General features: G+C 64.5%; 10 protein-coding genes. 7 read left to right on the top strand and 3 right to left on the bottom strand.

The window, feature by feature from the left end; all coding sequences use genetic code 11:
* Positions 1-30 precede the first annotated feature (30 nt).
* The 7 genes from NCS02_RS29160 to atzF all read left to right on the top strand — a co-directional run bounded on the left by NCS02_RS29160 (position 31) and on the right by atzF (position 9734).
* Positions 31-1101: a putative urea ABC transporter substrate-binding protein gene (locus NCS02_RS29160; RefSeq protein WP_008346580.1), complete on the top strand. Its 1071-nt coding sequence runs from the start codon at positions 31-33 to the stop codon at positions 1099-1101.
* Positions 1102-1132: 31 nt separating this feature from the next.
* Positions 1133-1948, top strand: coding sequence for an ABC transporter permease (locus NCS02_RS29155; RefSeq protein ID WP_250441425.1), 816 nt, complete (start codon positions 1133-1135; stop codon positions 1946-1948).
* The gene (locus NCS02_RS29150) at positions 1945-2736 is read left to right on the top strand and encodes an ABC transporter ATP-binding protein (RefSeq protein ID WP_008346574.1); all 792 of its coding nucleotides are present in this window, start codon (positions 1945-1947) and stop codon (positions 2734-2736) included. The genes NCS02_RS29155 and NCS02_RS29150 overlap by 4 nt, the downstream gene beginning before the upstream one ends.
* Before the next feature lie 15 nt (positions 2737-2751).
* Positions 2752-3456 carry an urea amidolyase associated protein UAAP1 gene (locus NCS02_RS29145; protein WP_033536001.1) on the top strand — a complete coding sequence of 235 codons (705 nt, stop codon included), beginning with the start codon at positions 2752-2754 and terminating at the stop codon, positions 3454-3456.
* A gap of 22 nt (positions 3457-3478) precedes the next feature.
* Positions 3479-4120, top strand: a complete 642-nt coding sequence (locus tag NCS02_RS29140; protein ID WP_008346571.1) for an urea amidolyase associated protein UAAP2 — start codon at positions 3479-3481, stop codon at positions 4118-4120.
* 174 nt (positions 4121-4294) lie between these two features.
* Positions 4295-7894, top strand: coding sequence for an urea carboxylase (gene uca, locus NCS02_RS29135; RefSeq protein ID WP_250520301.1), 3600 nt, complete (start codon positions 4295-4297; stop codon positions 7892-7894).
* A 19-nt stretch (positions 7895-7913) separates the two neighbouring features.
* A complete protein-coding gene (atzF, locus tag NCS02_RS29130; RefSeq protein WP_175980158.1) occupies positions 7914-9734 on the top strand; it encodes an allophanate hydrolase in 1821 nt (606 codons plus the stop codon).
* A 63-nt stretch (positions 9735-9797) separates the two neighbouring features.
* On the opposite strand, the gene NCS02_RS29125 is transcribed toward atzF, so the two are convergent.
* The 3 genes from NCS02_RS29125 to NCS02_RS29115 all read right to left on the bottom strand — a co-directional run bounded on the left by NCS02_RS29125 (position 9798) and on the right by NCS02_RS29115 (position 12474).
* A complete protein-coding gene (locus tag NCS02_RS29125) occupies positions 9798-11030 on the bottom strand; it encodes an MFS transporter (protein WP_250520300.1) in 1233 nt (410 codons plus the stop codon).
* Between the two features lie 79 nt (positions 11031-11109).
* The gene (locus NCS02_RS29120; protein ID WP_250520299.1) at positions 11110-11661 is read right to left on the bottom strand and encodes a hypothetical protein; all 552 of its coding nucleotides are present in this window, start codon (positions 11659-11661) and stop codon (positions 11110-11112) included.
* 48 nt (positions 11662-11709) lie between these two features.
* Positions 11710-12474 (bottom strand): hypothetical protein, encoded by a 765-nt coding sequence (locus tag NCS02_RS29115; protein WP_250523399.1) that lies wholly within the window; start codon positions 12472-12474, stop codon positions 11710-11712.
* Positions 12475-12621 lie beyond the last annotated feature (147 nt).

Here is a 12621-nt window from a genome sequence, read left to right as displayed (position 1 = left end):
TCGCCAACCGTCTCCTTCGAGGTCAACCTCATGCGCAAGCTCGCTCGCTTTCTTGGCATCGCCGCACTCTCCGTCGCCGCTTTCGCGTCCAGCGCCGCATCCGCCGCGCCGCGCAACGACTTCAAGGTCTGCTGGACTATCTACGCGGGCTGGATGCCGTGGGGCCAGGCCAAGACGCAGGGCATCGTCTCCAAGTGGGCGAAGAAGTACGGCATCAACATCGATGTCGTCCAGCTGAACGACTACGTCGAGTCCATCAATCAATACACGGCCGGCAAGTTCGACGGCTGCGCGATGACCAACATGGACGCGCTCACGATCCCGGCTTCGGGTGGCGTGGACTCGACGGCGCTGATCGTCAGCGATTACTCGAACGGCAACGACGGCGTGCTCATGAAGGGCAAGGGCAAGCAGATCGCCGATCTCAAAGGCCAGCAGATCAACCTCGTCCAGTTCTCGGTCTCGCATTATCTGCTCGCACGCGCACTCGAAAGCGCGCACATGAGCGAGCGCGACCTCAAGGTCGTCAACACGTCCGACGCCGATATCTCCGGCGCATTCGCCACGCCCACCGTGCATAACACGGTCACATGGAATCCGATGCTCGCCGATTTGAAGGCGCAGCCGAACGTCACCGAAGTCTTCGACTCCAGCAAGATTCCCGGCGAGATCATGGACATGATGGTCGTCAATACGAAGACGCTGAAGGACAACCCGGCGCTCGGCAAGGCATTGACCGGCGCATGGTTCGAGATGGTCGCGCTGATGCACGGCGATTCCCCCGAAACCACGAGCGCGCTGACTTCGATGGCCAAGGCGTCCGGCACCGATCTCGCCAACTTCAAAGGCCAGCTCTCGACCACCGCCCTCTTCTACACGCCGAAGGCCGCGCTCGAATTCGTGACCAGCCCCGACATGCCGAAGATCATGACGCGCGTCGCCAAGTTCTCGTTCGATCACGGCCTGCTGGGGCAAGACGCGAAGAGCGCGGATGCCGTCGGCATGGCGTTCGACAAGGGCGTCGTCGTCGGCAACAAGAACAACGTGAAGCTGCGCTTCGATCCGGCCTACGTCGAGATGGCGGCGGCCGGCAAGCTCTGAGCGCTTCAGGTTCTACTACATGGCGGCCAACATGCGACTCATCAATCGACATCCGAGCAGGACCGGCGCGCTGATGCTGTTACTGCTGCCGTTCGTCGTGCTGCTCGCGGTGTATTTCACCGGCTCTTCGATGCGGCTCGCCGACAATCCCGACGACAAGCTGTTGCCGAGCGCGACGCAGATGAGCGATGCGATGAAGTCCGCCGCCTTCGCCGAAGACAAACGCACCGGCGAGTATCTGCTCTGGACCGATACCGCGTCGAGCTTGCGAAGGCTCGGCATCGGGCTCGTCGTGAGCGCGGCGATCGCGCTCGTTGCGGCCATCGCGACGGGATCGTTTCCGCTCGCAAGCGCGACGCTTTCGCCGTTCATCACCGTCATATCGATGGTGCCGCCGCTCGCCGTGCTGCCGATTCTCTTCATCGTCTTCGGTCTCGACGAACTGTCGAAGGTCGTGCTGATCGTCATCGGCATCACGCCGATGATCATTCGCGATCTGCACGCGCGCGCCGCCGAAATCCCGGCCGAGATGTGGATCAAGGCGCAGACGCTCGGCGCGAACAGTTGGACGCTTGTTCTGCGGCTCGTGCTGCCGCAGCTTCTGCCGCGCCTGCTCGTCGCGATCCGGCTTTCGCTCGGCGCCGCATGGCTCTTTCTCATTGCAGCGGAAGCGATCGCATCGACCGACGGGCTTGGCTATCGCATCTTTCTCGTGCGGCGCTATCTGTCGATGGATCTCATTCTTCCCTACGTCGCGTGGATCACGCTGCTCGCGTGGCTCACCGACGAACTGCTGCGTCGACTCACGCAGTGGTGCTTTCCGTGGTACGGCGGAGGCGCGCGATGATCGTCGTTCGCAACGTATGGAAAAACTACGGCGATCAGGTCGTGCTGGAACGGCTGAATCTCACCGTGAAGGAAGGCGAATTCTGTTCGATGGTCGGCGCGTCCGGCTGCGGCAAGTCCACGTTTCTGCGCCTGCTGCTCGGACAGGAACGGGCGACGCGCGGCGAGATTCTGCTCGACGGCGAACCGCTTCCCGCCGAACCGGACGCGCATCGCGGCGTCGTGTTTCAGCGCTACTCCGTCTTCGATCATCTGAGCGTGCTGCGCAACGTGATGCTCGGTCTCGAACTGCCGCGCGCGAAATTCACGGGACGGCTCTTCGGCGCACAACGACGCGCCGCACGCGACGAAGCCGCCGCGATGCTCGAACGCGTGGGTCTTGGCGCGGCGCTCGACAAGTATCCGCAGCAACTTTCGGGCGGCATGCAGCAACGGCTCGCCATCGCGCAGGCGCTGATGATGAAGCCGCGCGTGCTGCTGCTCGACGAACCCTTCGGCGCGCTCGATCCCGGCATCCGCAAGGACATGCATGTGCTGTTGTCGGAGTTGTGGCGCGAATCGAAGCTCACGATTTTCATGGTCACGCACGACCTCAAGGAAGGCTTCACGCTCGGCAGCCGCGTGCTCGTCTTCGACAAGGTGCGCGTCGATCCGCAAGCGCCCGGCGCGTACGGCGCGCGCATCACCTACGACATTCCGCTCGACCGCACGCGCGCCTCGGCATCGGCGGTGCATATGGCGCAGGCCGCGGTGCAGGGCGCATCCAGCATCGAACTCGTCTCCGACTAAAGGAAGCTCTACGCCATGACAGTGTTACTCGAAGAAACGGTCCCCGGTGGCGGTCATGCATCGCTGATCGTCAAGCGCGGACAGTCGCTCTGCATCACCGATATTCGCGGCGGCGCGAACGTCAGCGTGATGATGGTCAACGCGGCCGAAAAGAGCGAGCGGCTCAATCTGCCGGATTCGCTGAAGTGCCAGCACACCGCGAAGCTCACCACGGGCCATTGCCTCTATTCCGACATGGGGCGCGTCCTGGCCGCCATCGTTGCGGATACATGCGGCTGGCACGACAGCATCGGCGGGGTATCGAATGCGCAGGAAGTGTTCGAACGATACGGCGCGGGCCGCTATCAGGAGTTGCGCAACGGCTTCTATCGCAATGGCACCGACAACCTGCTCGTCGAGATGAGCAAGTGGGGCCTCGACGTTTCCGACCTGCTGATGACGCTCAATCTCTTCAGCCGCATCGACGTGACGAGCGATGGCGCGCTCGCCTTCGTGCCCGGCAATTCGAAAGCGGGCGATTACGTCGAACTGTATGCGCCGATGAACACGCTCGTCGTGCTGACCGCGATCCAGCATCCGCTCGATCCGCATCCCGAATACTCGCCGAAGCCCGTCAAGCTGGAACTGAAGGAATCGCATCCCGAAGTCGCGGAAATCTGCCGTACCGCATGCGAAGAGAACGTGCGCGGCTTCATCAACACCGAACGCTTTTTCCTTTGAGCGAACCTGAGAGATGAGCAACATGACCCAAGCGCTTACCGTCAGTGAAAAACATCCAGAAAGCGCGGTGTATCGCGAAACGCTCGCCGCGGGCGAACCGTGGCTGCATGAAGTGAAAGCGGGGCAGACGCTGCGCATCGTCGATCTGGAGGGCAATCAGGCCGTCGATACGCTCTTCTACAGCCTTCACGATCCGCGCGAACGCTTCGATCCGCAACGCACGTTGCGTCGGCAGCAGAGCCTCTATCTGACGTCCGGCTCGGTGCTGTATTCGAATCTCGGCAATCCGATGCTGACGATCGTCGCCGATACCTGCGGCCGTCACGACACGCTCGGCGGCGCATGTGCGCAAGAGAGCAACACGGTGCGTTATGCGCTGGAAAAGCGCTACATGCATAGCTGCCGCGACAACTTCCTGCGTGCATGCGCGCACGACGGACGGCTCGCGAAGCGCGATATCGGCGCGAACGTCAACTTCTTCATGAACGTGCCGGTGACTGCCGAAGGCGGCCTGACCTTCGAAGACGGCATCTCGGCGCCGGGCAAGTATGTCGAGCTGCGCGCGGAGATGGACGTCATCGTGCTGATCTCCAACTGTCCGCAACTGAACAATCCGTGCAACGCCTATAACCCGACACCCGCGGAGCTGATCATATGGAACTGAAGCGCATTCGCAGCTGGATCTATCACGTCATGCTCGTTCGCTCGGGACGCTGCTGCACGACCACGCGCGAACAACTGAACCGAAGCTATCGCTGAAGCGATCGCGGCCGCGGACGACCGCGGCTCGCCATGCTCACGGCGGGACGGCCCGCCTCCGAACGACCCTTCCCTTTCCATGTTCGAGAAGATCCTGATTGCGAATCGCGGGGCGATCGCCTGCCGCATTCTCAGAACCTTGCGCGCGCTCGATGTCACCGGCATCGCCGTGTATGCCGAAGCGGATCGCGCTAGCCGCCATGTAAGCGAAGCCTCGATTGCGCATTCGCTCGGCGACGGTCCCGCCGCGACGACCTATCTCGACACGGCGAAGATCCTCGACATCGCGCGTGCCGAAGGCGTGCAGGCGATTCATCCCGGCTACGGCTTTTTGTCGGAGAACGCGGCGTTCGGCGAAGCGTGCGAAGCGGCGGGCATCGCGTTCATCGGACCGACGCCCGCGCAATTGCGCGCGTTCGGCCTCAAACACACCGCCCGCGAAATCGCCGCGAAGGAAGGCGTGCCGATGCTCGAAGGCACGGGCCTCCTCGACGACTTGCCGTCCGCGCTCGCTGCGGCAGAGCGCATCGGCTATCCGGTGATGCTGAAGAGCACGGCGGGCGGCGGCGGCATCGGCATGCGCGTGTGCTGGAACGCGGGCGAACTCGGCGCGCATTTCGACGCCGTGCGCCGTCTCGGCGAGAACAACTTCAGCGACGCGGGCGTGTTCCTCGAGAAGTACATCGAGCGGGCGCGGCATCTCGAGGTGCAGGTCTTCGGCGACGGCCAAGGCGACGCCATCGCATTGGGCGTGCGCGACTGCTCGGTGCAGCGGCGCAATCAGAAAGTGCTCGAAGAAACGCCCGCGCCATCGTTGCCCGAAGGCGTATCGGCTGCGCTGTGCGATGCCGCGATCCGTCTCGCGAAGGCCGTCGATTACCGGTCGGCCGGCACGGTCGAATTCGTCTACGACAGCGCGGCGGAACGGTTCTATTTCCTCGAAGTGAACACGCGTTTGCAGGTCGAGCACGGCGTCACCGAGCAGGTCTGGGGCGTCGATCTCGTCCGCTGGATGATCGAACTCGCCGCTGGAACGCTCGCGCCGCTTTCCTCGCTGATGGCGGGCCTGAAGCCGCGCGGCCACGCGATCCAGGCGCGCCTGTACGCGGAAGATCCGGGCCGCGACTTCAAACCGAGCCCCGGCCTCGTGACCGATGTCGCCTTCCCCGAAGCCGATGGCCGCGCGCTGCGCATCGATACGTGGATCGAAGCCGGATGCGAAGTGCCGCCATACTTCGATCCGATGCTCGCGAAAATCATCGCGTGGTCGCCGACGCGCGACCAAGCGCGCCACGCGCTCGACGAGGCGCTCGCGAACACGCGGCTTTACGGCGTGGAGACGAATCGCGACTATCTGCGGCAGATCATCGGCGACGCGCCGTTCGCGTCGGGCGAGCCGTGGACGCGCTGCCTCGAAGCGCTGAAGTATCGCGCGAGCACGATCGACGTCGTGAGCGGCGGCACACAGACGACGGTGCAGGACTATCCGGGCCGGCTCGGCTATTGGGCGGTCGGCATTCCGCCGTCGGGACCGATGGACGACCGCTCGATGCGCCTCGGCAATCGTCTCATCGGCAACGCCGCCGACGCCGCCGCGCTCGAAGTGACGATGAGCGGCCCGACGCTGCGCTTCAATACCGATGCGGTGATCGCGATCACGGGCGCTGACATTCCCGTCACGCTCGACGATATCGCGCAGCCGATGCACACCAGCATCCATGTCGCGGCGGGCTCGACGCTCGCGCTCGGCACCATTCGCGGCGCGGGCGCGCGTGCCTATCTCTGCGTGCGCGGCGGCTTCGATGTCGCGTCGTATCTCGGCAGCCGCAGCACGTTCACGCTCGGCCAGTTCGGCGGACACGGCGGACGCGCGATCCGCGCCGGCGACGTGCTGCACGTCTATCCGCTCGGCGACGCGCAAGCAGGCGCGACGCTCGGCGATGCGCTGCGCCTCGAACCTGTTCGCACGATCCGCGTCATCTATGGTCCGCATGGCGCGCCCGAGTATTTCAGCGCGGCGTATATCGAACGCTTCTTCGATACCGAATGGGAAGTGCACTTCAATTCAAGCCGTACCGGCGTGCGCCTGATCGGGCCGAAGCCCGAATGGGCGCGCGAGGACGGCGGCGAGGCGGGCCTGCATCCGTCGAATATTCACGACAATCCGTATGCCGTCGGCGCGATCGACTTCACCGGCGACATGCCCGTGATCCTCGGCCCCGACGGCCCGAGCCTCGGCGGTTTCGTGTGTCCGGTGACGATCATCGAAGCGGACTTGTGGCAGATCGGCCAGTTGAAGGCGGGCGACAAGGTGCGCTTCCTTCCCGTCGAGATCGGCGAAGCGCGTGAGGCCGCGCGGCGGCGGCGTCGTGAAATAGAATCGCTCGATATCGAACGCGGCGAAGTGACCGAACGACGTGCGGCGCTGACCTCGCCCATCGTGCTCGATAGCGGATCGGGCCGCGAAAGACTCGTCGCGCGCGTGTCCGGCGATACGCATCTGCTGCTCGAAATCGGCCCGGCGGAACTCGATCTCGTATCGCGCTTTCGCGGTCATGCGCTGATGCAGTCGCTCGAATCGCAGGCGCTTCCCGGCGTGGTCGATCTGACGCCGGGCATCCGCTCGCTGCAGATTCATTACCGGCCCGACGACTTGCCGCTCGCGCGTCTGCTTGCGATCGTCGAAGAAGCGTGGGCGCAAGTGCTGCTGCAAGGCGATCTGCGCGTGCCGTCGCGCATCGTGCATCTGCCGCTTTCGTGGGACGACCCGGCGTGCAGGCTCGCGATCGACAAGTACATGACGACGGTGCGCAAGGATGCGCCGTGGTGCCCGAGCAATCTGGAGTTCATCCGGCGCATCAACGATCTCGATTCCATCGATGCCGTCAGAAAGATCGTCTTCGATGCGAGCTATCTCGTGATGGGTCTCGGCGACGTGTATCTCGGCGCGCCGGTCGCGACGCCGCTCGATCCGCGTCATCGTCTGGTGACGACGAAGTACAACCCGGCGCGAACGTGGACGGCGGAGAACTCGGTCGGCATCGGCGGCGCGTATCTGTGCGTGTACGGCATGGAAGGTCCGGGCGGATATCAGTTCGTCGGACGCACGTTGCAGATGTGGAACCGCTACGCGCAGACCGCGGATTTCTGCGGCCAGCACTATCTGCTGCGCTTCTTCGATCAGATCCGCTTCTACGAAGTGTCCGCCGACGAACTCATGCGCATTCGCGCGGATTTTCCGCTCGGGCGCTATCCGCTGCGCATCGAGGAAACGGAGCTGTCCTTGCCGGACTATCAGGCGTTTCTCGCAGACGAAGCGTCTAGCATCGATGCGTTCCGCACGCGTCAGCAAGCGGCGTTTCAGGCCGAACGCGAGCGCTGGCGCGAAGCGGGCGCATCGGAAGACGCGCAGGATGCGCCACTCGTCGATGACACCGAACTCGCACCGCTCAAGGCTGGCGAAGTCGCCATCGACAGCGAGATCGCGGGCAGCCTGTGGCAAGTGAAAGCGGCCCCTGGCGATGAAGTCGCGGCGGGCGACGTGCTGCTCGTCATCGAGTCGATGAAGATGGAGATTGCCGTCTGCGCGCCGTGCGCGGGCACCGTCGCCGCGATCCATGTCGCGCCGGGTTCTCCGCTGCGCGCGGGACAGCGCATCGCGGTCATCGAACGTCACTGAATCTATCCAACGGAAAACCATGTCGACATTCGATCTGCGTCTCTCCACGCTGCGCCGCGAATATCGCGAAGGCTCGCTCACGCCGCGCAAGCTCATCGCCCGGTTGCGCGACAAAGCCGCCGCGCTCAATCCCGAGTTCAATCTCTTCATCCATCTGCTGACGGAAGAAGAGATCGCGCCTTTCGTCGATCGGCTCGAAGGCCACGATCCGGACAGTTTGCCGCTCTACGGCATTCCGTTCGCGATCAAGGACAACATCGACCTCGCGGGCATCGAAACGACGGCGGGCTGTCCCGCGTTCGCGTACACGCCCGATGAATCCGCGACGCTCGTCGGCCAGTTGATCGCGCTCGGCGCGATTCCGCTCGGCAAGACCAATCTCGACCAGTTCGCGACCGGTCTCAACGGCACGCGCTCGCCGTATGGCAAGTGCCGCAACAGCGTGCATCCCGGGTATCCGTCGGGCGGATCGAGCGCGGGGTCGTCGCTTGCGGTCGCGCTCGGCGTCGCGAGCTTCGCGCTCGGCACCGACACGGCCGGATCGGGACGCGTGCCTGCCGCGCTGAACAATCTCGTCGGCCTCAAACCGACGAAAGGATTGCTCTCGACCGCGGGCGTCGTGCCGGCATGCCGCACGCTCGACTGCGTGACGTTCTTCACGGCAACCGCCGCCGAAGCCAGCGAACTGCTCGCGCTGACCGCGCGGCACGATCCGCGCGACGCATACAGCCGACGCAATCCGCAATGGAACGCGGCGCGTGCGTTCGGCACGCCGCACGCGTTCCGTTTCGGCGTGCCCGCGCAACTGGAGTTCGCGGGCTGCAGCGAAAGCCCCGCATTGTTCGCGCAAACGCGTGCGCTACTCGAAGCGGCGGGCGGCGAAGCGGTCGAGATCGACTTTCAGCCGTTCGTCGAGGCGGCGCAATTGCTGTATCAGGGACCGTGGGTTGCCGAGCGCTATAGCGTGACGGGCGAGTTGATGACGACGCAGCCGGATGCCGTGCTGCCCGTCATTCGCGATGTGCTGGCGAAAGCGCCGGGCGCGACTGCCGTGGAGCTGTTTCGCGCGCAGTATCGGCTTCAGGATCTGAAGGCGCTATGCGATGCATCGCTCGATACGCTCGACTTCGTGCTCACGCCGACGTATCCGCGCCCGGTGACGCTCGCTGAACTGGAGCGCGATCCCATCGGCCCGAATTCGCTGCTCGGCTACTACACGAACTTCATGAACCTGCTGGACTATGCGGCGGTGGCCGCGCCCGCCGGCTTCATGGAGAACGGATTGCCGTGGGGCGTGACCGTCTTCGGCCGCGCGTTCACGGATCAATATCTGCTCGGCGTCGCCGATCTGCTTCAGCGCAGAAGCGGCATGCGCTGCGTCGGGGGAGGCGAAGTCGATGCGAGTCCGCACGGCGCGGCGGCCAACGATCGCATGACGGTCGCGGTATGCGGCGCGCACATGCAGGGCTTGCCGCTCAATCGCGATCTCGTCGCGCGCGGCGCGCGTCTCGTGCGGGCGACGCGCACCGCGCCTTGCTATCGGCTATGCGCGTTGCCCGCATCGGCGGACGGCACGCGCAGGCCAGGCATGTGGCGCGTCGCGGACGATGGCGTCGGCATCGCCGTGGAGGTCTGGGAGATGCCGAGCGCGGAATTCGGATCGTTCCTCGCGACGATTCCTTCTCCGCTCGGGCTGGGCAAGGTCGAGCTGTCGGACGGTTCGTGGACGGCCGGTTTCATCTGCGAGCCGTACGCGGTGCAATCCGCCGAAGACATATCGGCGTTCGGCGGATGGCGCGCGTGGCTCGACGGTCGGCATCTTCAAGCCGCGCCTGGTTGATCGATCGGATTTGTCAACGCGCAGTCTGCAGCGAGCGCAAGGCCCGGCAAAGGAAAAGCGGATTCATGTCGCCAGAGAGGAATCTTGCGCGACGTCGCGGTGAATCCCGCACGCCTTCTTGAGCGAAGCGCCGAAGATGAGCCAGAGTGCGAGCGAGCCTGTCGATACGCCTCCCAGCACGAAGAACGCCGTTGCATAACCGAAATGCTGCGCGAGCACGCCGCCCAGTGCCGGGCTAAGCGCAGCACCTATGCCCTGCACGGTCATCACGACGCCCTGCCCCACGTTCACCCGTCCGGTTCCCCGCAGCAAGCGCACGACCAACGCGGGGACCGCGACGCTTTGCAGACCCGCGCCGATTCCGTCGAGCGCCTGCACGGGCCACACGCCCCATGCCGCGATAAACATTCCCGCCACGAGTCCGCGCGCCGGCAGCGCGAGAAACGTGATCAGGATCACACCCCAGTAGCCGATTCGCTGGATGAGGCGGTTCGCGAAGATCGCCGCGACGACCATCACGAGTTGCGCAATCACGATGGTCTGCGCAGTGAACGCACTCGGATCGCCCTGATGCGCCGCCACGACCGCGAGCCCGTAAAGCGGCAGCATCGCCGCGTTGCCGAGATGGAACATCGCCAGCGAGGCGGCCAGGAGCAAGATGGGCCGGCACGTCAGCAGCACGCGAAATCCGCTCGCCTGTTCATGCCCGGTCGGGGACGAACTGCTCAAGCCGCGCGCGCTGTCGTGATCGATCGCATCGCGCCGGATGAGCAGCGTCGAAATCACCGTCATCGCGCCGAACACGCCCGCGAGCACGAACACCGCGCCGAACCCATAGCGCCATCCGAGCCAGCCGGACAGCGCGGCGCCTACGACGTTTCCCGCGTGATTGGCCACCTGATTGCGGCCGAACTGCCTGTCGAATCCTTTCTCGCGCACGATTCCCAGCGTGATGCCGGCGACGGCGGGACCGAGCGCAGCGCCCGTGACCGCGGTGAATATCTGCGATGCAGCGACCATCCAGTAGCTGTGCGATACCCATAGGACGAGCGATGCAAGCGTCGTCATCACGCCTGCGATGACGATGACGCCGCGCTTGTGATGCGTCGCATCGACCAATGCGCCAGCCGGGGACGTGGCCAGCATGCCGGCGATGCCGCCCAACGTCATGACGGTTCCGATCGCATCCGCATGCCAGCCGTGCGCCTGCAGGAAAACGCCGAGAAACGGCCCGATGCCCGCCTGCACGTCCGCCATGAAGAAGTTCAGCCCTTCTAACGCGTATGAGGGATTCATGGTTCACCAATGACGTCCGTTTCGTTGGGCCTTGGTCGGTTCCGAGCGCGGGCTTCGCTTTGAGATTTTGGGATCGCCCTCAACCGTTTTCGGGCGCGTCGACGAGTTGGGCGATTTCATCGACCTCGATCGTCCGACCATGCCTGTTCCTGACGCCGTGCCCCCAGGCGTGGACATGCGCGCCCGGACTCAGGTAATCGGCCAATTCGGCCGCGGCGTGCGGTGGCATGCGCAACGAGGTGCCATCGTCGAGCAAGGCGCCGCGCAATTCGCCTTTCGGTCCGAAGAGGGACAGCCGGACCTCGCCCGACGCTTCCATCGCCTTGCGCTCGACATGCGGTCTCTGATGCGTTTCGCCGTTAGCGTGCGGACCTTCGTCGCGAATGAGCACACCGCTTTTCGATGTCAGCGAGACAGCGGCGATGATGTCCGCGTCTCGCGGCTTTATCCCGCGCACGCGGATCTGATCGCCCGGCGCGACATGCCGCGCGAGTTCCTTCGATAGATGCGGTGGAAAATGAACCTGACGCGAGCCGAGCACGAGGCCGTCGATTTCTCCGTGTGAATTGAGCAGAAAACGTGTCACCTTTCCGCGGGTCTCGGGAAGGCTGGCGGGATCGATCCAATGCATGTCGCTACTCCTGAATGAGCGTGAGTCGGTAGGTCAGGCTTGCGCCGATCAGGGCGCTGTCGGCGGACGGTCGTAAATCTGCGTGAGATTGCCAGGCGAACCGAACGACGTCGCCTGAAGCGCCGTGCCGTATTGATTTCGCGTGCCATAGCCGCGCGCCGAAACCGTGGCTCCCGTTCGAACCAGGCTTCCGAACTGCTGTGCGACCGGAGGCGTGAGTTTGATGACCGTGCCATCGGAGAGAATCACGCCGTCGGGCTCGCCACGCGGCGCGGTCGTTACGTGCGCCACCTGCCCCTGCGCACTGAGGCGCGAGAGACCGGCGCCGCGCAGTTCCCGCGGAAGTGGTAGCGCGCCGGGCATCGGCGGCTGATCGATCAGTTGCTGTCCACTTCGCGTGTCGGCGATGCGTTGCGCGATGAAGTTGCCGCCTTCATCGCGCCAGCCGCTCAACTGCACGCTGTCGCCTTGGCGAACCGTCGAAGTCAGTTGCGCGCTCATGTGCGTCGGGAACCGTACGAGCGTCCCGTCGCTGGCGAGAAAGCCGTCGACGTCGCCATCGGGATTCGTCAGAAAGCGCGCTACGGTCGCTTGCGTCGTGGTCATCGAGGCCGCGTTGGAGATCGGTCTCGGGGCCAGGCCCGGAGGCCGAGGCGGCGGCGCGTCTGCGGAGACCGGCGGCGGGGGCGGCGGCGCCGTCACAGCGCTCGTTTGCGCTGCGCAACTCGCGCTCATCGCGAGGGCGGCGGCAAGGCTCGTCGCGCCGAGCAGGCGAACGGCGATTCGTCGATTGGCTGGCTGGGTCGATTGCATGTTTCACTCCTTTCGCGTGGCGCGGAGTGTTCTGCAAGTGCTATGCCATTCGAAGAATGCTGAAGACTTCGACTTCTTGCGCGAACGAAGATCGTCGATGTGTCAACGAAACGGACATCGCCTGTCCGATTCGTTGACACTCGTTTC

This window comes from Caballeronia sp. NCF2 (assembly GCF_023631205.1).
GTDB classification, from domain to species: domain Bacteria; phylum Pseudomonadota; class Gammaproteobacteria; order Burkholderiales; family Burkholderiaceae; genus Caballeronia; species Caballeronia zhejiangensis.
This window is presented reverse-complemented; position numbering and strand designations above follow the sequence as displayed.